The organism is Alistipes senegalensis JC50, from assembly GCF_025145645.1.
Lineage (GTDB): Bacteria > Bacteroidota > Bacteroidia > Bacteroidales > Rikenellaceae > Alistipes > Alistipes senegalensis.
Genome location: NZ_CP102252.1, coordinates 1,023,313 through 1,046,104 on the forward strand (window position 1 = coordinate 1,023,313; position 22,792 = coordinate 1,046,104).

The following is a 22,792-nucleotide window of genomic DNA, read 5'->3' on the forward strand; positions in this document are numbered from 1 at the left end:
ACAACCTAAAACCCTATCCAAATGAAAAAAATCGCTGAATGGTTCATCAACCTCTATGCTGTCTGGATTGTCCTGAGTTTCGTCATCGGTTACTTCTTTCCCGAAGCCTTCCTCTGGTTCACGCACGGAAACCTGATGACCTGGGCTCTGGCGTTGGTAATGCTCGGAATGGGGCTCACGCTCAAAGTCGAAGACTTCCGCGCCTTGTTCCGCATGCCGCGTACCGTGGTGCTGGCCGCCATTTCACAATATACGGTCATGCCCCTTTCGGGATGGCTGATCGCGCATCTGCTGGGACTTCCCACGGAATTTGCCGTAGGCCTTATCCTTGTGGCCTGCTGCCCGGGCGGAACGGCCTCGAACATGATCGCCTACATCGGCCGAGCCAACGTCGCATTGTCGGTCATCAGTACGGCCGTCTCCACGCTGCTGGGAATCGTCATGACCCCCGTGCTGTGTAAACTGCTTGCCGGACAGTTCGTTCCGGTCGATGCCTGGGGAATGTTCATGAATGTCGTGCAGGTCGTACTGATTCCCGTCGCACTGGGGGTCTTCATCAATTACAGGTTCCCGCGTTTCGTCGCGGGACTCGGCCAGACCGGGCCGGTCGTTTCGACGATCGCCATCGTGTTCATTTCAGGAGGCATCATCGCTCCGGCCGTCATCGGTGGCCGGGAGACGATGCTCGAATATGCCGGATTGCTGATTCTCGCTTCGAGCCTGCTGCACACGCTCGGATTCACGCTGGGGTATACGCTGGGGCGCATCTTCCGTTACGACCAGGGGATAGCCAAGGCCATCGCCTGCGAAACGGGCATGCAGAACGGGGGACTGGCAGCGGTGTTGGCCAAGGACAGTTTTCCGCTGCTTATGCCGCTGGTAGCCGTACCTTCGGTGTTCTGCTCGATCATGCAGACCGTCATCGGCGGCTTGTTGGCGACGCTCTGGCGTTTTACGACGCGCGAGAACCTGCAAAACACTCCGGAACATGGCAAATAGGACAAATATCTACTATTGGAAATGCGACCGTCCGCAGGCGTTCTACGCGATCGACAGGAATGGCCGGGGCAATAGCGTCGACATCGAAAAGCGGGTCGGGGAGATGCTGACCGGTTACTTCGGGGAGCTCACGACGCTGCGGCCGGCCGGAGGACAGGGCAACCACCTGACTTTTTTGGCCGATCACGCGGGTAAGACCTACTTCATCCGGATCGAGAACGGTCCCGACGGCGACGACTACATGGAAGTCGAAGCGTCGGTGATCGAACGGGTCCGCGCCGCGGGTGTCCCTACGCCGCATATCTATGCGGTCGACTCCTCGCGCCGCGGGGTGCCGTTCGCCTATCAGATCATGGAAAAACTCGAGAGCAGCGACCTGAACCGCATCTACCGGCAGGGCGAACTCGCAACTCCGGAGATCATGCGCACCCTCGGGAGCTATGTGGCACGCTGGCAGGAAATCACCCCCACGGGTTTCGGCCCGTTCGATGCCGAAGAACTTCGCCGCAGCGGCACACTCCGCGGGCTGCATGCCGCCTATCGGGATTATTACACGCTCAACCTTAAAAAACACCTCGATTTTCTGGTTACACACGATTTTCTGACACGCGCCCGGTCGCAGGATATCGTGGAACTCGTCGGCAGCCGCCTGGGGCTGCTCGACATCGGGCGGGGATGCCTGGTTCACAAAGACCTGGCGCTCTGGAATGTCATGGGAACACGCGACGAAATCCAATCGGTGATCGATTGGGACGACGCCGTTGCAGGCGATCCCACCGACGACCTTTCGCTGATGGCCTGTTTTCACTCCGGAAGCGAAATACAAGCGCTTATCGAAGGTTATCGCAGCGTGCGGCCCTTGCCGGAGAATTTCGAGCCCCGCTTCTGGCTTCACTTGCTGCGTAACATGCTCTTCAAAGCCGTCATCCGTGTCGGAGCGGGTTATTTTCAGAAGAACAGCGATTTCTTCCTGTCGGACGACGGGGGCAAACTCGAAATACAGACCCGCATGCGTATCGACGCCGCATGCGAAGGGCTGAAAGGCAACTTTAAAATAGATCAATTATGAATACGAGAACTTTGGGCACGGGAACCTGGATTTCGGTCGGTGCCCCCGTCATCACCGAAGCAGTTGCCGGCATGGGATTCGATTGGCTGCTGCTCGATCTCGAACACGGCAGCATGACCGAGGCCGACCTGCTGCCGAACCTCCACGCTGCCGCCGCATCGGGTGTGAAAGTCATCGTCCGTATCGGCGAATTTCGCCCGTCGCTCGTCGGCCGGGTCCTCGATTTCAGAGCCGCAGGCATCATGGTTCCCCATGTGTCGGACGCCGCGACAGCCGCACAGATCGTAAGCGCCATGCGCTATCCGCCCCACGGGGAACGCGGTTTCTCGACCTCGACCCGCTCATTCGGCTACGGAGCCCGGGCCCCGAAGGAAATGAGTGGCTGGGAAGCACCTCTGCTGCTGGCGCAGATCGAAGATTACGAAGGGGTCCTCGAAGCCGAACGGATCGCCGCAGTCGACGGGGTAGACATGCTCTTTGTCGGACCGCGCGACCTGGGGCTCGATCTATCCGTGCGTCCCGCAGAGCGGACGTTCGATTTCGACGAGGCGTTGCAGCGTGTCGCAAAAGCCGCACACGCCTGCGGTAAACAGGCCGGCATCCTTGTCCGCGACACGGTCGACATCCCCAAACTCCGCGGATATGGATTCACCGCCCTGGCCGCCGGTTCCGATCTGGGCATCCTGCGCTCCGGCTATAAACAACTGATACAGGCTTTCGAATAACACAACACCGACCTTAAAACTCAACCTATGTCACTGTCATTCATAATCCGAGGTGCATTTCTGTCAGCAGCCGTCCTGTCCGTCTCCTGCAGCGGAGCCCCCGAACGCCGTACACCGACCGGCAACCCTTATCCGCAGTCGATCATGCAATCGATTGTCATAAAACCGGAATCCGATGAAACCCACCGATGGGCTGCTGCCGACGCCCGTTTCGGCAAGATGTTCGACTATTTGAAAACCCACAGTCTGGATACGCTCGCCGAAGGGCGTCACGAGATCGACGGTGAGGAGATTTTCCTGCTAATCGTCACGGGAGAGATGCACCCTGCAAGCAACGGAGTCCTCGAAGCCCACGACCGTTATTTCGACGTACAGATTCCGCTCCTGCAGCCGGAACGTTTCGGTTTGGCATCCCGCGCACAATGCCACGCCCCGCGCGGGACGATGGATACGGCCGCCGACATTCTCTTCTTCGATGACTCGCCCCGCCGTTACGTCGATGCCGGGCCGGGCGAACTGATCGTCTTCACGCCCGAGACCGCTCATGCACCCATGATCGGGTCGGGGACGCAGCGCAAGGCGGTCTTCAAGATCAAATGCAACTAACCACCTCAAACACCAACCTTATGAAAAACCTGTTCAAATTCTGTTTTGCGCTCTTCGTGCTGTCGGTGCTTCCGGCAATGCTTCCGGCGCAAACGCTTCGCGCCGTCAAAGGCACGGTGTTCGACAGCGACGGAACGACACCCATGGCGGGCGTCAGCGTGCTCGTTCGCGGAACCAACCGCGGAACAACGACCGATAAGACCGGTAAATACTCCGTGCAGGCATCCGAAACCGACATCCTCGTCTTTTCATTCCTGGGCTATGCCGAAAAATCGGCCATCGTCGGCAACCGCACGTCCATTGACATCGTACTCCAGGAGGACCGCAAGACGATCAACGAGGTCGTCGTGACGGCGCTCGGTATCAAACGCGAGGAAAAGTCGCTCGGATATGCCGTCTCGAAAATGAGTGCCGACGAGCTGAACAATGCCGCTTCGAGCAACTGGCTCAACGGTATTGCCGGTAAAGTCGCCGGACTCAACATGAACCAGGCCGGGGCCGGTCCCGGCGGTTCGATGCGCGTGACCCTGCGCGGCGAATCATCGATCAATCCTGCCGCCAGCGAAGCGCTCTTCGTTATCGACGGCGTACCCATGCTCAGCGACATGGACAGCTCGGGAGGATCGACATCGGCCTACGACGCCGGATCGTCCGACATGCCCATCGACTACGGCAACGGCGCCAGCGACCTCAACCCCGATGACATCGAGTCGATCACCGTACTGAAAGGTGCCGCCGCAACGGCGCTCTACGGTTCACGCGCCGCCAACGGTGCCATTGTCGTCACGACCAAATCGGGTAGCAAGGAACGCGGCGTGCGCGTCACCTACTCGACGACCGTAACGTTCGAAAATGCCGGTTACTGGCCCGATTTCCAGGATCAGTACGGTTCGGGCGGTATCGGGAACGACCGTTATTACTCGTTCTATAACATTGCGGCCGAGGGGCTTACAAAGACTCAGAATCACCGTTCATGGGGACCGAAATTCGAAGGGCAGCTCTATTACCAATACGGGGCCAAGAATGAGGACGGGACTTACACCGCCACTCCCTGGGTCGCCCGCGACTGGTACAAAGGTTTCTTCGAAACGGGCGTAACCTACAATAATTTCGTGGCGATCGACGGCAGCAACGGCAAGGGGACCTCGGCCCGACTTTCGTTCACCGACAACCGGAACGACTGGATCACGCCCAACACGGGTTACAACCGTCAGACCCTCTCCGCATCGTTCCGCTCGGAGGTGACCGACTGGCTGACGCTCGACATGAAGGTCAACTACAACCGCAAGCAGAGCGATAACCTGCCGCAGTCGGGATACGGCGTATCGACCATCCCTTATACGCTGATGTGGTCGCAGCAGAGCGTGCCTATCAAGTGGTACAAGGACTACCGCATCGACGAATATACCCAGAACAATCCCTTCACCACGAGTGCCGACAACCCCTATTTGCAGGCCTATGAGCAACTCAATACAATGCTTCGCAACCGGGTCTATGGCAATGTAAGCCTCAATGTCAGGCTGGCCAAATGCCTGAGCCTGATGCTGCGCTCGGGATTGGACATGAACAACGAGTTCCGCACACAGCAACAGCCCTTCGGTTCGCGCAAGGCTGCCAATGGCAAATACAAGGAACAGCGGCTCTACCGTGCCGAGTTTAACCATGACTTTCTCCTCAAATATGACAATCGCTGGGGCGATTTCGGACTCAACGCCTCGGTCGGCGGCAACATCATGCGCTACAACCAGAATAACAGCACGATGTGGTCCACGGCGTTGAAGACCCCCGGAGTTTACAAATTCGCCAATTCAGTGGACCGCCCGCTCTACACCAATACGATCCGCGACAAATCGATCCGCAGCCTCTACGCCATGGCGCAGTTCAGCTACAAGGACTACGTTTATCTCGACGTCACGGGGCGCAACGACTGGTCATCGACGCTTGCCAAGGGCAACAACTCCTATTTCTATCCCTCGGTCAGCGCCAGCGTACTGCTTTCATCGATCTTCGGATTCAGCGAGAAGGCGCCTGCCGTCGATCTGCTGAAAGTGCGCCTTTCATGGGCCAACGTCGGCAACGACACCGATCCCTACAAGATCAACAACTACTATACGAACAGCGAGTTCGGCGGCGGCTTGATCTATCCTACGGGCATTATCAATGCCGATCTCAAACCCGAGATGGTAGAGAGTTGGGAGACCGGTTTGGAGGCTCGTTTCTTCAAAGGGCGTCTCGGCGTGGATTTCACCTATTATTACTCTACGAGCCGCAATCAGATTCTCAGTGCTCCGGTCGATCCCGTCACGGGTTCGCAGAATACGCTCATCAACGCCGGCAAACTCGTGAACAAAGGCATCGAGGTAGCTCTCAGCGGCACACCGGTCCGCACGAAGAAATTTCGCTGGGACATCGACGTAGTTTACTCCCGCAACTGCAACGAGGTGCTCGAACTGACCGAAGGGGTCGACCAGTGGGTCATCAGTAAGATCGCTACGGCGCAGGTCATCGCCCGGCCGGGCGGGACGCTGGGGGCCCTTTACGGCACGGGATTCGAACGCATTCCTGAAGGTGCGACTTGCGTCATGCCCGACGGTTCGGTGAAGGACATCTCGGGCGAAATACTCTATGAGAACGGTTACCCTGTGCAGAACAAAACCGAACTGCGGTATCTGGGCGACACGCAGCCGGACTGGAAGGGAGGGATCACCATGAAGTTCTCCTACCGAGGCCTGAAACTAAGCGTTTCGGCCGACGGTCAGTTCGGGGGACACGCTTGGTCGCTTTCCAATTCGATGTTCTCTTATCTAGGCAAGTTGAACAATTCGCTCGAAGGCCGTTACGACGGACTGGTCGGCAAGGGTTATGTCTATGACTCCGCCACGGGAACCTATTCGCCCAACATGGAGGTCACCGAGGAGATCGGAACCTACTATGACCGGGTCTACAACCGCGATAACGTCGAGTCCAACATCTTCTCCACTTCGTTCATCAAACTGCGTGAGGTGCGTCTGGAATACTCGCTGCCGAAAAAATGGATGGAGAAAACGCGCTTCCTGCGCGGCGTCAGTGTCGCGGTCTTCGGCCGCAATCTGGCCATGTGGACGCGCTGGCCGCAATACGACCCCGAGATTGCGGCACTGAACGGATCGACCATCACCACGGGCTTCGAATCCGGACAGTTCCCCATGACCCGTTCTTACGGGTTCAACGTAAAACTTCAATTCTAAAATCCCGCAGTTATGAAAAACATACGCACACTCTGCCTGACGACGCTCCTCGCCGCTGCGACGATTGTATCGTGTCAGAAATTGGAGGAGATGAACAACAACCCCAACCAGATCACCCTTGGGGAAACTGCGCCCTCATCACTGCTGCAGAACCTGCTCTACGACGGCAACTGGACGCTGCAATACCGCTCGTGGCGCATTAACGGCGACCTGATGCAGTATGCCATGCAGTCCGACGGACTGGAGAAGATCTCGTGTTTCGTCCTTAAGGCCAGCGATTCGGAGATGCTGTGGCGCAACCTCAGCGGCTCATGCATGAACGCCGTGCACATGGCCCGGCTGGCCGTGGACCAGGACGACCCCAACAGCCAGGCTATTGCAATCACCCTGAAAGCCTTTTACGTCTCGGCGATGACCGATATTTTCGGCGACATGCCCTATTCCGAGGCGTTCCGGATTGTCGGCGACAACATTACCCACCCCAAATACGACGAACAGAAGGACATCTACGCCTCGCTGTGCGACGAGCTGAAAACAGCCGACGGGCTGTACGACACGTCGGCGGCCTATGATGACGCGGGCTACGACCTGCTCTACAACGGCGACCTGAAAAAGTGGCGGAAATTCACCAATGCCCTGCGGCTGCGGCTGTTGTTGCGCCAGAGCCGTCGAGTCGACGTTTCGGCCGCAATGCAGGAGGTGGTCTCGGCCGGAGCACTCTTTGAAAATAACGCCGACGGGGCTATCCTGCGGTTCACGGGTGTCGTGCCGTTCTTCAACGGTTTCGGTCCCTCGGGTTCGCTGACGGCGCCTGCCGCTTCGCAGAACAAACGTATGTGTTCGCGCCTGATCGGCCTGCTGGACGACAGCGGCGACCCGCGCCTCTCCAAATATGCGGACCCGGTCACGGTCAGCGGACAGCAGGTCTATCAAGGCATGCTTTCGGGGCAGGAGGACGATTACATCAATGCGAACAAGAGCACCACGTCGAACTATGCCCGTGCGCTTTCGAGCGACATACAGCCTTCGACCTTCATGTCGTACGCCGAACAGCAGTTCATCCTGGCCGAAGCCGCTGCGCGCGGATATATTGCCGGCGACGCCGAAGCGTATTACAAGCAGGCTGTCCGGGCTTCCGTGACCGAATGGTGCGGCGATGCGGCTGCCTCGGCAGCCGATCTGACACTCGCACATCCCCGGGTACAGTACGACGGTACGATCGAGCGGATCATCGAGCAGAAATGGGTCAGCCTCTTCATGGTGGGCTTCGAGGCATGGTGCGACTACCGCCGCACGGGCTATCCGACGCTCGAGATCGGCCCGGCCTGCGAGAACAAGAATGCGAACGGCGTAGCCACGCTTCCTACCCGTCTGTGCTATCCGACCATCAGCCAGACCGCCAACGAGGTGCAATATCGTGCAGCCGTCGAACGCATGGGCGGTAAGGACGACATGCTGACCAAGGTATGGTGGGCCTCGGGAACCAATTACTAACCTTTAATTCGAAGACTATGAAACGATTCAGAATACTTGCATTGCTGCTTCCGATACTTTGGACGGCAGGCTGCGAGAATGATGAAAATGGGGTAGCGCCCTATTTCGAGAGCGACTACTCCGCCGAAAATCCCATCCAGCTCGAGCCGCAAGGGGGAGCCGCGGACAAAACACAGGAAGTGCGTGTCGTCGTAAGGTCGAACATCAGCTGGACCGTCGCGAGCGACGCCGAAGAGTGGTGTACGGTGTATCCGGCCGCAGGAAAGGATGAAGGCCGTTTTTATGTGACCGTCCAGGTTCAGGACCAGCCTTATCCGCGCAGTTGTACCCTGACCGCCCGCGACGGCGGGGGCAATGTCGTTGCAACCATCCCCGTCAACCAGAGCGCTCCCGCGAAACGCCTTGAAATCGCGGAGCCGGAGATTACGGTCAGCGCCGACGGCGACGAAATAGCCATCGGTGTCGATACGAATATCGATTGGGGAGCCGAATTGGTCGATGCCGCCGACGCTGCGTGGGTGACGCTCGGCGCGCCCGACCTGGAAGCCGACCGGCTGCCCGTTTCGGTCACGCCGTACAGCGGCGACCGACAGGCACGTATCCGGATCTATGCGCTCGACGAACCTTCGCTGGAGCAAACGCTCACCCTGATACAGACCAGCGTTTTGATGCTTTCCGACTTCACGACGCTCGATGCCGTACCGCATAACACGCTGGTTACGCTCCGGAACGTCAATTTCGCAGTTCCCCTGGGTACGCTCTACAACCTGACCCTCGCGGGATTCGAATGCGACCTCACGATCCGCGACAGCAAAGGCAATACCTTTACGGTGCGCACTCGCGATAGCGATGGTTTCAAACACGCGCAGAACATCCTTTTCGGGGATTATAACCTGACGGGCTCCATCGACCGTTCGGGTTCCACTCCCGCACTGAGGCTGCGTTCGGAGGCCGACATGGTGAAGATCGCCGCCGAGTCCTACCGTTCGATCGCAGAGTGGTACGGGGATAAGAGTGCGGTTTCGGATACGGGCTGGAGCGTGGCAAAGGGTTCGGGAACGGCTACGTTCGGTGTAAAGATCAACAGCGCCGGTGCCGATGTCAAGTCCTCGTTCGCCCGCAGGGATTGTACGAAGGCGTATGCTGCCGACAACACCTATTGGGGGCCGAGTCTCAAGTCATGGGACGGTTCGGGACAATACTACAAGTTCACGGTTTCGACCGCCGGTATATCGGAAGACATCTACCTGTCGCTTTGGACTTTGTCGTTCAGCTCGTCGGTTGCCGAACTGAAAGTCGAATGGGCCGAGAGCCCCGATGCGGCGACGTGGACCGACTGCGGCGTGGTGCTCACGCAGAACAATGCGGCGAACGGCACCAGCAACGAATACTTTCTGGGGACGTACAGCGTGCGTGCACCCGGCGCTCAGAACCGTGAGACGGTCTGCTTCCGGGTTTCGAAAGCCTCGGACAAACGGGCCGACGGCAAGACATCGGTCATCAGCGCCATGGGCCCGAATTACATGTGTTATTTCGGCGTCTTTGCGCTGAACGAATAACCGTCCGGACATTGTCGGGTTTTCCGTCCGCCCGAACGCCCCGGCTGCCGGGCGGACGGAAGGCTCTACAATCCGGAACCAAAAACAACCCATTATGACCCGACTGAAAACCATATTCCTGCCCGTTCTTCTGTTTGCAATGGCCTGTACGGGGGATTCGACCGGCAAGCCTTCGCAGAACGGCCCCGACGGCCCCGGTTCCGGAGGGACGACACTGCCCGAAGGGACGGTGTCGATCACCGATTTCCGTGCCGCGGCGGCCGGCGGAGATTGGCACAAGGCTTTTACGGAGGCTTTCCGGGTTGCCGACCGGATTCTCGTCCCTGATGGAGAATATCCGCTCTCACCCCTTATGGTGCCTTCGGGCAAGATGATCGAAGGAGCCGGCGCGGGTACGGTCTTCACGCCGCTCGGCTCGATCCTGTTCCGGGTGGAAGGCTCGGCCGACGACGAAATCCCGGTCGTGAACCACATTCCCGATTTCTCCTCGGCGATCGAAGTGGCTTCGGTCCGGGAGTTAGTTCCGGGCGATCTGGTCATTCTGAAATCACAGCGTAACTGCATGTTCCGCGAAGATGCGGGCGATTGGACCCTGGGGCAGACGACCAAAAACAGCCGGACCTGTTTTTTTGGCGAACTGCTCACGGTCCGTTTGGCGGCAGGCAATACCGTAACGACCGAAGAAGCAACTCTTTTTCCCTTCTACCGCAGCGATGCATCTCAGGAAACGGTGAAAGCGGGCTTTGAGACGCGCGCTGGCTCGACCCTGCAACGGATCGATGCCGTGCGGGATACGCACCTGAAAAATTTCACGATCCGTGTGTCGAGAGCTTGCTCCGAGATCGTGCGGATTAAATGGGCCGAGAACTGCACGGTCGAGCAAGTCACATTCCGCGTTTCAGCCGTTCCGGACGATTCGTTTATGGTGCTCAAGATCTATTTGGCGCGTAACTGCAAGGCCGTCGGCTGCCGGTCGGAATACTCCTCGGCGCTGATTGCCGATCTCCAGAAACGCATGACGAAGAATTACGACTGCTATTCGACCTACAATAACTTCCGCATCATCAGTTCCCAGGAGTGTGTGCTGGAGAACTGTACCGACAATTTCGCCTCCCATGCCTTCAACATCACCTACTCCTCCGGCGGCATTCCGAGCATCCGCTGCAAAATACGGAACTGCCGGGCTGTCAATTCGGTCTGGGCGGGCGTGATCGCGCAGCAGTGTACGCCGTGGAGCGAACTTGCAGGCAATACGGTCGAACGGTCGGGGCAGGGGGTGTTGGCCGGATGCCGTGGTTCAAAGATCGTGAACAATACGGTCAGCACTCATCTGCCCTTTTCAACCGACTATTATTATACGCGGATCGCCCGGGGCGGCACGGTCGGCGTAGCTGTTTTCGAAGGTTATGCCCGCAACTGCGAAATCCGGGGCAACCGCGTGGAGAATTTCTACACCGGAATCGCCGTATTGGATGGTTATGAGGAACTGAATGTCTTCGACCGGGTCGATGCCGTCATCGCCGACAACACGGTCAGGAACTGCATCCACGGTTTTTACCATTATCGCAATTCATACAATACCGCCCGCGGTGCAATGCATGTGACGCTTTCGTGCAATGTGTTGAACGGCGCGGGAGACAGCGTATCGGCCGGGGGCAAACAACGGGAAACTTACGGTATTCGCCTTTCGGACCGCTGCGGGGAGTATGCTATCCGCTCCAATGCGACCGATGGGTTCCGCTACGGCGCTGCTTTGGGCTGTATGCCCGATTACATGACACTCGATGCCAACCGTTTCTCCAACGGCCGTTACGGGATTTTTCTCGACGATCTGTCGGGCACGGGCGAAACCGGGGATATTCACTTGCACGACAGCGACAACACTTTTTCTTCGATCCTGATTCCGCGTCAGGGGCTGGATCAGGCGTGCGTAAAAAACTATTGATTATGAAACGCTTTATCATCTCGGTACTCCTGCTTGCCGCGGCCGAAACCCTGTGTGCCCAGCGGGTCGTGCTTTCCGACTACGCCGCAAACAAATCGGGCGACGATTGGGCGGGGGCTTTCGCCGCCGCTTTCGCCGAAGGCGATTTCGTCTACGTGCCCGAAGGGGAGTATTATTGCTCCGAAGTCCGCGTTCCGGGCGGCAAGACCATTGCCGGGGCCGGAAACGCGACCCGTTTCCGGCCTTTGGGCAAAGTGCTGTTCTGCGTGGAGGGCGTCGTTGAGGAAGAGCGCCTCTTGGCCGAAGACATGGCCGATTTCTCTCGGACCATGCGGCTCGTATCGGCCGACGGACTGCTCCCGGGCGACGACCTGCTGCTGATCGGACAGCGCAACAGCATGATGCGTGAAGACTGCGGTCCGGAATGGACGCTCGGACGGACCTACAAGAAAACCTGTCCGTTCGGGGAGTTTCTCACGGTCGAAACCGTTGAAGGCTGTGTCGTCACGACCACGACCGCAACGCTTTTTCCGTTCTATTACAAAGACGCTTCGCGCGAGACAATCCTCGAAGAATATCCCATCAAGCGCCGGCATACGACCGTACAGCGGCTCCGGATGGTGAAGAATAGCCACCTGCGTAATTTCACGGTCGTTAATACGGCGGATTGCACAGGGGCTATATCGTTCCGGTATGCCGAGCAATGCTCTGCACGGAATATCCGAGTCGAGATTCCTGCCGTGGCCGACAATTACTGCCCCTTTTCGATCAACTGGTCGAAATACGTCAGCTGCCTGGGATGTTCTACAATGTTCGATGAGGAACTGGCGGCTTCGTTGAAACCGATTGCTGCCGAAGGGTTCAAAGCCTATTCGCGTTACAACCTTTTCTGCATTTTCGCCTCATTCGGCTGCGGGTTCGAGCAATGCGAATCGGATTTTTCGACGCACGCTTTCAACATTACTGCCGGGCGGGTCGGCCATATCCCCTGTGTAGGATGTTATGTGCGAAATTGCCGTGCTTCGAACGCTTTGTGGGCCGGAGTCATCGTGCAGCAGGCTTGCTGCAACTCCCTGCTCGAAGGCAACAAGGTTTCCGGTTCGGCCCAGGGAGTCGTCTCGGGAGGACGCAACACCGTCATCCGTAACAACGAGGTGTATTGCGACCTGCCGTTCGAGACCAATTATTATTACGCCCACGCCAAACGGGGCGGGACCTCGGGCGTGGGGCTGTTCGAAGGGTATGCTGGCGGATCTGTCATCGAGAACAACGTGATTACGGGAGCACGCACGGGCATTCTGATCATCGACGGCTACGAGCAGAACAATATTTTCACCGAAGGTGATATCGTCATCCGCGGCAATCGAACCCATGAATGTCTCAACGGGTTCTTCCTTTACAAAAACAAATATAATCGGGACCTGAACCGGCTGAATATCCTGCTGGAAGAGAATAGTTTCATACGCGATAGCGGCACCACCGCGAGAATCGGCGGCCATGATTCGAGTTCCTACGGCATACGTCTCTTTCCGCGCACCTGTGGTGTGACACTGCGAGGCAATGCCGTTTCTGGCTGTAAATACGGGATGTTCGTTTCGTCTCCGGCCGAGGAGATCGTTGTTGAAGGTAATGTCGTTCAGAATACGACTTACGGAATTTCACGTAAACGCAACGAGCATCCACAAATTGGGCTTCAGACTAAAAACAATACGTTTATCCATGTTAAAACTCAGGAAAAAGAGTGGTGATGGCAATAAGTAGGTTGAAAGTGTATAATCTGTTCTCTTTCTGTTTTTCGAGTCGGTTTAGAGTGCTTGCTCGACAAGCCGGATGTTTGCGGTTCAAATCCGCTTGTTCCCACCAAAAACAAGCCACTCATTGCGAGTGACTTGTTTCGTTGGTATCAGTACGACAATTCGTTGAGTTTCCGTTTGGCTCGGGAGAGCCTATCGGGCCAGCCCGCTTCCGGGGTTATGGTGGCGAATCCGGAGAGCAGCGTTTCGAGCTGTTCGAGCCGTGACGCGGCCTCCGGTGTTCCGGTTGCTGCGAACTCCTTTTTCAGGATCGAGATCTTTTCGGCATCCTGGATTCCTTCGACCAGTCGTTCGAACCGGATGGAAGAGCGTGCCCCGGGATAAATGATATACGTATCGCCGGCGGGGAAGGTTCTGAAACGCGAGTCGGTCAGCGGTTCCCCGACCCACGAATTGTAGGCCCAGCGCAGGAATCCGTCGTAACCGCAGGCGGCCGTATACCATCCGGCATAGACCGCTTCAGCGGGGTCGGAGAAGGTGAACATGTTGGGAAAACGGTCCGAACAGCAGACGTAGTAGGTCGTTACGAAGCCTTGGGCGCGTCGCTCGGCGATATGCTGCGGCGGAACCCGGTCGCGAACTTTGACGCACATGCTGTTTATGAAGGGATAGCTCAGGTAGCTGTTCTTGTTATCGGCCATGGCGATTCCCAATTCGGGAGCCGTCTTCCGCAGGAGGTCGAGCGCATCGGTCATCTCTTCCGGCGAACGTTCGTCCATGGCGATATTCGTCCGCCCGAGCCACCCCTTTTCACGGAGGTGCCCGGTGAAGTCGGTGAGGAACGGTACCCATAGCTCTTCGAAGGCCGGAGTGCCCGGATCGGCTGTCACGTCGACGAAACGGCCCGTGACACCGTCCCGGTAGTGGAGCTCGTTGTTCCACGGCAGCATCGAGTAGCAGTTGATGGTGTGGTCGATGCCCAGACCCGTCATCAGTTCGACCCACCGGTCGAAGACCGTATAGTCATAGCTCCACGACCCGTCTGCATTCTTTGTCCAGACAATCATGTCGGCGTAGGAGTCGAAGCACTGGTTGTTCCACGGGTCCTTGTTCAGCGTCGTCGTGACGACCTTTTGTCCTGCATCGGCCAGGAGCCGCATATACGGGACAAGGGCCTCGAAATGGGCGTCGCTCCACATGTCGAGCCCCTCGACGCGGGCGACGGCCGCAGGGTGCTGCCAGAGGTCGAGGTAGTAGTTCCACTCGGCAGGGGGCGGGAGTTCCCGGTCGATGACCGTGAGTCCGATGTCGAACGTTCTGAGCTGCCGGCCTTTTGCATACAGTTTGATTGTCGAAACGTATTCTCCGGCGGGGGCGTCGGCCGGGACGGAGACCGTTATCCACACCGGACGGACGTTCCGGGCCTTCAGGTCGAAAACATCGATGTCGTCGAGCATGTCCGGAACCAGGTGCGGCGGGTAGATCGCCGGATCGTGATAGCCGCATTTGTTGCCGAACTCGTCGCTCAGGACATAGCGGACGAATCGGGCCTGGGCGGCATCTTCAGGAAGCATGTGCCCGTCCGACCTGAACGGTCCCACCTCGACCTCTACGCCGTCCGCACCGGAGGCGGTCCAGAGCAGCAGTTGGGCGGACACCCGTTCGCCGCGCCATCCTTCCAATCGGGCGGATGTCGAGGGTGCTACGTCCGGAACGACCGAACGTCTGAAAACGGTGTCCGTGCTCACGAACGAGGCGTGGAGCCCTCGGGGAACGCCCGACCAGTCGGAGAGCGTGTCGGCCGTGGGGTCGGGCAGTTCGTCGAACGATGAGATTTTCCGGGCGGTCCCGCTGTCGCACGAGACGAGCAGCAGGGAGAGCCCTGCGGACAATAACAATGAAGAAAGGTACGGTTTCATATCTTACTGGTTTTGGGTCAGTTCATGGCCGGCTCCAACTCTATGTCGAGGCGGCCGCCCTCCGTGACGTCGATCTCCCGGCGTTCGTGGCCTTCCAGTTCGAAGACGGCCCGGTCGTTGGTCCGGATACGGAGGGTGTATCTTCCGTGTCTGTCGGTCACGACGGCACATGCGGGAGCCGATGCGGCGTAAACCCTGACGTCCGGCATGACCGCTGCCTGCACGTTGCGCACCGTTCCCGAAATCTCGACCTCCGCTCCCGGCTCCCGGACGGCGCCGGCTTTCGCCCCGATCGCCTTTGGACCCGGGATGTCTGCGCATCCGGCCACGGTTACCGTGTCTCGGAGCCGGATGTCCCGGGAGGAGGCTCCGACCTGCAACTCGAAATCGCCCGGTTCGACGATGCGCCGCATGGCCGCGTCGTACAGGGAGAGCAGCGGAACGGGGATCGAAAAACGAACCGACCGCTCTTCGCCCGGGTTCAACTCCACCTTATCGAACGCATGGAGTTGTCTGACGGGTGTCGCAACGGAACTTATCAGGTCCCGGACATACAGTTGCACGACTTCGCTGCCCGTCCGGCTGCCCGTGTTTTTCACGCGGACGTTTACCCTCAGGGTATCGGTCGCAGTGAACTCCCCGGAAGCTGTCTCCATCCCGGAGTATTCGAACTGCGTGTAGCTCAATCCGTATCCGAACGGATAGAGCGGTTCGGGGTCCGAGAAGACGTAATCGCGCCCCGGATTGTCGGGGGTGCCCTTCTTATTGTAGTAGCCCTTGTCCGTGGGCAGGTGGTTGTAGTAGCACGGCAGGTGCCCGGCGCTCTGCGGAAACGAGACGGGAAGCCTGCCCGAAGGGTTCGTCTTCCCGAAAAGTATTCCTGCGACGGAGGCTCCGCCCTCCTCGCCGGCATACCACTGCACGAGCACGGCATCCGCCAATTCCCGGATGCGGGCCAGTTCGAACGGTTTGCCTGTCACGAGCACGACTATCATCGGTTTGCCCGTCCGGGCGAGTTCTTCGACGAGTTCCTCCTGCACGCCCGGCAGACGCAGGCTGGTGAGGTCGTAACCCTCCCCGCTGGTCGCCGGTTCGGATGCCCGTGCGAGTATGGCGCTCTGCGATCCGACGAATACCACGACGGCGTCGCTCCGGCGGGCGGCTTTCAGGGCTTCGCCGAATCCGCTTTTGTCCTGCGAATAGGGATCGCATCCCTCCGCGTAGTTCACCCGCACGCCGGACCCGTCCAGGTATTCCCGGATTCCGCACAGCGGGGTAATGCCCTTGTCCTTCTCCGCACTCCAGCTGTAATCGCCGAACTGTACGCGGTCGGCGTTCGGGCCGATAACGGCCACCGACCGCAGTTTGCCGGGCGACAGCGGCAGCACGCCGTTGCGGTTTTCGAGCAGTACGGCACTTTCGTCGGCGATCTGACGGGCGAGGCGCACGGCTTCGGGGGCGTGTATCTTTCGCCGCCAGCCGAGCGTGTCCGCCGGTTCCCCGTCGAAAAGGCCGGAAGCAAATTTAACGAATAAAATGTTACCGACAGCCCGGTCGATGTATTTTTCGTCGAGAAATCCTTCCCGGACCATTTGTTCCGCGTGCCGGTATTCTTCGCTTCCGGCTTCGAGGTCGATGCCTGCTTCGATGGCCATGCGGGCTGCGGCGCCTCCGGGAGCGGCCGCGCGGTGGAAATGCGAGAGCATCCTGACCGAACCCCAATCGGAGTAGACGTACCCCCTGAATCCGAGGCTGTCGCGCAGCAGTCCGGTCATCAGGGATTTCGAACCCGTGACCGCCTCGTCGTCGTAGGAACTGTAACAATTCATGGCGGACCGCGGCTTCGTTGCGGCGATCAGTTCCCGGAAAGGTTTCACGTAAAGGCTCATCAGCTCCCGTTTGCCGCCTTTCACCGAGGCCAGGTTGAGCCCTGCCGTGGGGGTGCCGTGTGCGACGAAGTGTTTGGGTGTCGTGATCATGCCTTTGGCGTGCATGGCTTTCATGTAGGCGGCGCCCATGCATGAGATCAGATGCGGGTCTTCGCCGAAGGTCTCTTCGACACGTCCCCAGCGCAGTTCCCGGGCGATGTCGAGCACGGGTGCGAGCACCTGTTTCGCACCGATGGCCTCCATTTCGTCGGCAATATGGCCGGCCATCCCGCCGACAAGCCGCGGGTTAAAGGTCGCGCCTTGCGCAATGGCCTGCGGAAAGATGGTGCTGCCATCCTGCACAACGCCGTGAAGCCCTTCCATGACGGGAATGACGGGAATGCCGAGGCGGGTGTCGCTGCACATGTATGCCTGTATCTGCCGCATGGCTTTCAGGTATTGTCCGGAGGAGTAGGGGAATGCCTCGACGCATCCCCAGCCGACTCCGCCGGTGGAGGATGCCAGTTTTTCGAGGTCGACCTCTCCTTCGTTGTCGTAGTGTTTGAAATGGATATGGCGCATCTGCGCGATCTTTTCACGCAGGGTCATCCGTCCCAGCAGGTCTTCGGCACGTTCCTGGGGCGTGAGGCTCCGGTCCTTGTAGGGCGGACACACCGCGAGCAACACCGAATCGACCTCGGCGAGCAGCTCTCCGCGCGGTTCGGTCGGATACTCCTTCCCGGAATCGGCCCATGCCTTTTCCATGCCGAAATAGTCCGGTTCGGGGACTTTCCGGCCCTCCATATCGGCACTCAGATAGTCGAAGAAAGCCTTCCAGCGCGGCAGGTAGTAGTCCGCGAGCAGGCCGCTCCACTCCTTGTTGGCGTAGTCGTGCACGCGGGTATTCGGGTCGGCGGGTCCCCAGTAGGTGATCTGCGTCTTGGCGTTTTTCAACGACTGACGGCGTTCCTGCTCGTTGTCGCCGTAGTGCAGGGCCTTGTCGAGCCATCGTCCCAGCAGAAAATCCGGTTGCGTGCCCGTGAGGCGGTCCTGAAGTCCGAGCAGCGCGAGGAAATCGGCCGAAAGCAGGCCGAAACCTTCACGGTCGCCGCGACGGTATGCCTTGACGCTCCTTTGGTAGATGTCCCGGGCGTGGTTGGCGAGCACCTGGCGTGCCAGATCGGCCAGGTCGTAACGGTATGTCGGCGAGTCTCCGTATTGCTCCGCCGCCTTGCGGAAAAGGACCAGCGCGTCGACGAGCTTTGCCGGGTCGTACTGGAATCGTTTGGGGCCCCACGTCGAAACGCTGGTGACGTCCAGTCCGGGACGGGCGCAGAAGATGGATTCGAAGGTCCCTTCCCCCTTGATCGCGAACTCGCCGTAGACGGACCCCAGCAACAATCGCCAGGCTTCGTAAGCATGGTCGTTCCATGTGCCGTAGCGGTAGACGATGTATCGGCGCAAGTAGTCGTCGGGATCGGGCGCTCCGGGCTCCCAGGCCGTTTTCAGGGCCCAGTCGTAGACGACCGGATTGGCGGCGATGCCTTCGGGCAGGATGCCCACGCCGCAGAGAAGGTTTTCGGATTCGGAACGGGCCTCGTGAGGTCCCGCGAGAATCACCGGAAGCTGACCGCCCATATCGGTCTTACCGCCGAAATGATTTACGGTGGCCCAGATCCACGGGGTGCCGTAAAACTCCCCGGTGTTTCGCCACGTCGAACCGCTCTCCCCGAAGAGGTCGATGACTACGGTCAACGCCGGATCGAGCCCTGCGAGCAGTTCTTTCTTCGGATTGCCGCTCCAACCCTGGAGCATCCATTTCGATCCGGGGAAATGCCGCTGCATGGAGGCCTGGATCAACGATGCCGTGCGGGTCACGTGCATTCCGGTCGTATCGCCTCCCTCGTGGAAGAGGTCGCCTCCGAGGTATTTCACCGAGTCGCCGTAGAGTTCCCGCAGGACGGAGTAATAGCGGTCGGACATCCGGTCGAAAAGCGGGTCTTCGGGAAGCAGGATCGCCGGACGGGGGAAGATACGTCCCCACAACCCCTGATCGACGATCCGGGCGTCGGGGTATTTCTCCCGGAGCTTGTTGGGAACCATCCCCCAGAAACCCTGCAATACGGGTTCGATACCCAGTTCGGCCATCCGGGCCAGGATACGCTGCTGCATCCGGACCCGGCTTTCCATCATGCCGCGGCTCATCGGGCCGCCCCACCCTTCGAGATTGCCCATGAGCCACCATGCCGTGAAAGCCGGCCCCGGGATGAAATCGCCGATCTCCTTTTCGGTGAATCCTGCGTCTTCCAGCGTCCGGGCCCATACGAGTTCGGTCCCCAGAGGGGCGAGCATGAGATTGACGCCGTTCAGGGCCATCCAGTCGAGTTCGCGCTCCCAGTCGTTCCAGCCGTAAAACGAGTAGGTGTAGTTGTACGTGCAGTAATTCAGGGCGTAGCGGTAACGGAACGGTGAACGGACCGTCACCGACGGGGCGACCTCGGGCAGCGACGGCAGATCGTGCAGGTTGTCGCCGTTGTGCGACAGGCTCATCCCGCAAAAGCGGTTCAGGTAGTAATTGACGGCCGTCGCCGCCGCCGAAGGCGAAGTGGCCTCGATCGTCAGCCGTCCCCGGCGTGTGGCGAGGGTGAACGCGTCGCTGTTTTCTGCAGCGTCGGAAGCCGGCCGGAAATCGACCTTGCCGGCCAGGAAGGGGATACGGCGCTCCACGAGCCGGGCGACGCCGCTGAAATCGGTCCGTTCCGGACTGGCTCCGGCCAGGGCCGGAAGCGACAGGAACAGGGTGAGGAGAACCGCCCGGCAAAGCGATGTCAGACGTAAGCTCATTTTATTTCAGTTCAATGTCCAGATAGACCGGGAAATGGTCCGAAACGGTGTCGAGGTCCTCGACCTTGCCGTTGAAATTCAGTTTTTTCACAACTCCGGTTTCCAGAAAGTTCACCGCGGACGATTGGCCGTTGTCGTCGAACAGGATGTAGTCGATGGTTTCGTTGGGCTGGCCCGGAAGCGTTCCTTCGGTCGAACTCTTGATCGCAAATTCGTTCGTGAGGACCGGGAAGGCCGCGCCGCCGCCCGACCACCTGTGGGAGTCGTTGAGGTCTCCGGCGAGGAACACCGGTTTCCGGTAGCCGTTCGACACTTCGTTGATGATCGTGGCGCTCTGGCGTCTGGCCCCGTCGTTCAGGTCGAGGTGGGTTCCCAGAAAGACGAAGTCGTCCGTTTCGACGACGACCAGCATACGCCCCTCGTCGCCCGGCAGTTCGACCGTTTTCGTGCTTTTTACGCCCAGCGATCGCTTGACGAGGACCCCGGGGCCGATCTTACCACCCATGTAGTCCGCCGCCGGGGCGAAAACGACCTGATAGTCGATGCCCGTCGCATCGGCGATCTCTTGCAGCAGGTCGCGTTTGTTGCGGTTCAGCGCCCCTTTGTCGAGCTCCTGGATCGCTACGATATCGGCGTCGAGCGTCTTGATCACCCGGGCGAAGTTCTCCGTATTCGTCTGCGAGACGGCCGGTGTGCCCGTGTTGCCGCGGCAATAATAGGAGTTGTAGGTCATCAGCCTGATCGCGGACTGCGACGGTTTGGGGTACTTGTACTCTTCGGAGGTGCCGCCTTCGTTGCCGCCGATGCCTCCGGAACTGAGTCCCGGGGCCTCCGATTTTCCGCACGAGGTGAGGGGAAGCATGCTCGCGAGGAGCATGACGGCGAAGATGATTTTTCCTGAATTTCTCATATCCTGATTCTTGTTTGTGTTGTTTTCTTAGAACGGGAGTGTGCGGCGGCACGACATTGCGTACCGCCGCACTCCGTGGCTTACCAATTCGGATTCTGTTTGATCTTGTCGGGAGCGAACTGGATCTGCGACAGCGGCAGCGGGTAGAGGTAATCCCGGTCTTCACGCCATTCGCGCGGTTCGGTTTCCGTGTTGTGGACGATGATGTTGCCTCCGGCTGCTCCGGTCAGCTCGAAAGCGCTGCCGATTTTGAGGAACGTTTTGATGACCGCGAGTTCCGGATGGTCCGCGGCCTTCGGAGCCGAAGAGGTCGTATAGAGACAGACGTCCAGCGCGCTGACATCGCCGCTGCCGTCGAGGTCGTAGATACGGTAGCCGTCGGAGTTCATGCCCGGCGTGAAATACATGCCCTTGAACTCCTGTTCGAACATTTTGCCCTCTTTCCAGCGTACCATGTCGTAGTAGCGATGCCCTTCAGCGATCAGCTCGATGGTCCGCTCGCGGCGGATTTCGAGGATGACGCCCTTGTTCTCGCCGCTGACGTTCGGATAACCCGTCACGTTGCTGGCGAGATACGGGTCCGGATTGGCATTGGCCGCCTTCATGTCGAGATTCGGCATACCCACCCGGTCGCGGATCGGTTTGATGGATTTGTTGATGTCGTCCTGGGTGAGCGTTCCGCGTTCGGCCTTGGCCTCGGCGAAATTCAGGTAGACCTCGGCCGCACGGAAGAGGATGATGTCGTTGTAGGACTTGTTGTAACCGTCCTGGCTCACGTCGGTCACCCACTTGGTCAGCTGATAACCGGTCGTCGAGCACGAGAAATCGGGCGAAAGCCTGGCTGTCTGGCCGATGCGCGTGTAACCCGGACCGCGCACGGTCTGCGTCAGCCGTGGATCACGGCCCTGCATCTCCTGGAAAAACTCCATCGTGCTGTATCCCGGAACATCCGTGAAACGGCTGCCGTCCGATTTGAGGTAGCTGTCCACGATCTTCTTGTTCAGTCCAGGCATGCCGTAGGTGTTGGAAAGCGTGTAGTTGTTGGCGTTGTGGATGATGTTCAGGCCGATCTCGTAGTCGCGGGCCAGGATCACCTCCGTGGAAATGGCGTTGTTCGACGAGAAGAGGTCCCGGTACGGAGTCGACGAACCCTTGTAGATCAGATACGGGCTTTCATCGATGAACCGTTCGGCAGCCTCGATACATTCGTCCAGGTACTCTTCATGGCCGGCTATGCCGTGGTATTTGCGGAATGTGCCTTCGAAGAGGCAGATCCGCGATTTGAGGGCGAGCGCGGTCCACTGCGTGACGCTGTAAACGTTCTGTTCCTGGGGCAGTTTGGCAATGGCGTAGTCGATATCTTCGAGGATCTTGGACATGACGAACTCGCGGGAATCGCGGGCCTTGTACAGGTCGGGGTTGTCCGATTTCAGGGGTTGGTCGTACCAGGGCACGTCGCCGAAGCGTTTCACCTTCTCGAAATAGAAATAGGCGCGGAAGAACCGGGCCACGCCGTCGTAGCGCTCCCGTGCTTTCGTGTCGCTGCAACGGTGCGAATAGTAAAGGTAGTTGTTGATATAAGTGAGCGGCTGCCAGCTTCCGGTGTCCCAGCCGCCGCCCTCGTTGACGACGGTGCGCGTGCCCGACACTTCGGATTGGAGCGTCGTTACGATGATGACGTCGGCGCTCTCGGAATAGATGGCGCTCGCCTCGGGGAAGTTCTGCTGGTAGAAGGTGTTGGTGAATGTTTTCAGTTCCTCTTCGTTGTTGAAATAGTTCTCAGGGGCCAGCTTGTCCAGCGGGAACTCATCGAGATTGCACGAAACGAATGCCGCGGCAATGCATAAGGTACAGAGTATCTTTTTCATAATTC

At 58.8% G+C, this 22,792-nt stretch carries 13 protein-coding genes; 9 read left to right on the forward strand and 4 right to left on the reverse strand.

Annotation, left to right across the window (positions count from 1 at the left end):
* Positions 1 to 21 precede the first annotated feature (21 nt).
* From NQ519_RS03990 to NQ519_RS04030, 9 genes are all read left to right on the forward strand, one after another.
* Positions 22 to 999 (forward strand): bile acid:sodium symporter family protein, encoded by a 978-nt coding sequence (locus NQ519_RS03990; RefSeq protein WP_019149366.1) that lies wholly within the window; start codon positions 22 to 24, stop codon positions 997 to 999.
* Positions 989 to 2,068, forward strand: coding sequence for a phosphotransferase family protein (locus NQ519_RS03995; RefSeq protein ID WP_019149365.1), 1,080 nt, complete (start codon positions 989 to 991; stop codon positions 2,066 to 2,068). The genes NQ519_RS03990 and NQ519_RS03995 overlap by 11 nt, the downstream gene beginning before the upstream one ends.
* Positions 2,065 to 2,793 (forward strand): HpcH/HpaI aldolase family protein, encoded by a 729-nt coding sequence (locus NQ519_RS04000; protein ID WP_044118561.1) that lies wholly within the window; start codon positions 2,065 to 2,067, stop codon positions 2,791 to 2,793. Before NQ519_RS03995 ends, NQ519_RS04000 begins: the two co-directional genes overlap by 4 nt.
* Positions 2,794 to 2,937: 144 nt before the next feature.
* Positions 2,938 to 3,399 (forward strand): YhcH/YjgK/YiaL family protein, encoded by a 462-nt coding sequence (locus NQ519_RS04005; protein ID WP_019149363.1) that lies wholly within the window; start codon positions 2,938 to 2,940, stop codon positions 3,397 to 3,399.
* 20 nt (positions 3,400 to 3,419) lie between these two features.
* A complete protein-coding gene (locus NQ519_RS04010; protein ID WP_019149362.1) occupies positions 3,420 to 6,626 on the forward strand; it encodes a SusC/RagA family TonB-linked outer membrane protein in 3,207 nt (1,068 codons plus the stop codon).
* Positions 6,627 to 6,638: 12 nt separating this feature from the next.
* Positions 6,639 to 8,120 (forward strand): SusD/RagB family nutrient-binding outer membrane lipoprotein, encoded by a 1,482-nt coding sequence (locus NQ519_RS04015; protein WP_019149361.1) that lies wholly within the window; start codon positions 6,639 to 6,641, stop codon positions 8,118 to 8,120.
* Between the two features lie 17 nt (positions 8,121 to 8,137).
* Positions 8,138 to 9,679, forward strand: coding sequence for a BACON domain-containing protein (locus NQ519_RS04020; RefSeq protein WP_161603964.1), 1,542 nt, complete (start codon positions 8,138 to 8,140; stop codon positions 9,677 to 9,679).
* A gap of 94 nt (positions 9,680 to 9,773) precedes the next feature.
* The gene (locus NQ519_RS04025) at positions 9,774 to 11,624 is read left to right on the forward strand and encodes a right-handed parallel beta-helix repeat-containing protein (RefSeq protein WP_147513125.1); all 1,851 of its coding nucleotides are present in this window, start codon (positions 9,774 to 9,776) and stop codon (positions 11,622 to 11,624) included.
* 2 nt (positions 11,625 to 11,626) lie between these two features.
* Complete coding sequence (locus tag NQ519_RS04030) at positions 11,627 to 13,372, forward strand: right-handed parallel beta-helix repeat-containing protein (RefSeq protein ID WP_019149358.1); 1,746 nt, start codon at positions 11,627 to 11,629, stop codon at positions 13,370 to 13,372.
* A 155-nt stretch (positions 13,373 to 13,527) separates the two neighbouring features.
* Here the strand turns inward: NQ519_RS04030 and NQ519_RS04035 are convergent, their stop codons facing one another.
* The 4 genes from NQ519_RS04035 to NQ519_RS04050 all read right to left on the reverse strand — a co-directional run bounded on the left by NQ519_RS04035 (position 13,528) and on the right by NQ519_RS04050 (position 22,787).
* Positions 13,528 to 15,297 carry a DUF4091 domain-containing protein gene (locus tag NQ519_RS04035; RefSeq protein WP_227901027.1) on the reverse strand — a complete coding sequence of 590 codons (1,770 nt, stop codon included), beginning with the start codon at positions 15,295 to 15,297 and terminating at the stop codon, positions 13,528 to 13,530.
* A 17-nt stretch (positions 15,298 to 15,314) separates the two neighbouring features.
* Positions 15,315 to 20,009: an alpha-N-acetylglucosaminidase TIM-barrel domain-containing protein gene (locus NQ519_RS04040; protein WP_019149356.1), complete on the reverse strand. Its 4,695-nt coding sequence runs from the start codon at positions 20,007 to 20,009 to the stop codon at positions 15,315 to 15,317.
* Between the two features lies 1 nt (position 20,010).
* A complete protein-coding gene (locus tag NQ519_RS04045; RefSeq protein WP_026076257.1) occupies positions 20,011 to 20,919 on the reverse strand; it encodes an endonuclease/exonuclease/phosphatase family protein in 909 nt (302 codons plus the stop codon).
* 80 nt (positions 20,920 to 20,999) lie between these two features.
* On the reverse strand, positions 21,000 to 22,787 hold the full coding sequence (locus NQ519_RS04050) for a RagB/SusD family nutrient uptake outer membrane protein (RefSeq protein ID WP_019149354.1): 1,788 nt from the start codon (positions 22,785 to 22,787) through the stop codon (positions 21,000 to 21,002).
* Positions 22,788 to 22,792 lie beyond the last annotated feature (5 nt).

Bases quoted from the DNA above. Each gene is read 5' to 3' on its own strand.
- NQ519_RS03990 (WP_019149366.1), top strand. From the start codon at position 22: ATGAAAAAAATCGCTGAATGGTTCATCAACCTCTATGCTGTCTGGATT.
- NQ519_RS03995 (WP_019149365.1), top strand. From the start codon at position 989: ATGGCAAATAGGACAAATATCTACTATTGGAAATGCGACCGTCCGCAG.
- NQ519_RS04000 (WP_044118561.1), top strand. From the start codon at position 2,065: ATGAATACGAGAACTTTGGGCACGGGAACCTGGATTTCGGTCGGTGCC.
- NQ519_RS04005 (WP_019149363.1), top strand. From the start codon at position 2,938: ATGCAATCGATTGTCATAAAACCGGAATCCGATGAAACCCACCGATGG.
- NQ519_RS04010 (WP_019149362.1), top strand. From the start codon at position 3,420: ATGAAAAACCTGTTCAAATTCTGTTTTGCGCTCTTCGTGCTGTCGGTG.
- NQ519_RS04015 (WP_019149361.1), top strand. From the start codon at position 6,639: ATGAAAAACATACGCACACTCTGCCTGACGACGCTCCTCGCCGCTGCG.
- NQ519_RS04020 (WP_161603964.1), top strand. From the start codon at position 8,138: ATGAAACGATTCAGAATACTTGCATTGCTGCTTCCGATACTTTGGACG.
- NQ519_RS04025 (WP_147513125.1), top strand. From the start codon at position 9,774: ATGACCCGACTGAAAACCATATTCCTGCCCGTTCTTCTGTTTGCAATG.
- NQ519_RS04030 (WP_019149358.1), top strand. From the start codon at position 11,627: ATGAAACGCTTTATCATCTCGGTACTCCTGCTTGCCGCGGCCGAAACC.
- NQ519_RS04035 (WP_227901027.1), bottom strand. From the start codon at position 15,297: ATGAAACCGTACCTTTCTTCATTGTTATTGTCCGCAGGGCTCTCCCTG.
- NQ519_RS04040 (WP_019149356.1), bottom strand. From the start codon at position 20,009: ATGAGCTTACGTCTGACATCGCTTTGCCGGGCGGTTCTCCTCACCCTG.
- NQ519_RS04045 (WP_026076257.1), bottom strand. From the start codon at position 20,919: ATGAGAAATTCAGGAAAAATCATCTTCGCCGTCATGCTCCTCGCGAGC.
- NQ519_RS04050 (WP_019149354.1), bottom strand. From the start codon at position 22,787: ATGAAAAAGATACTCTGTACCTTATGCATTGCCGCGGCATTCGTTTCG.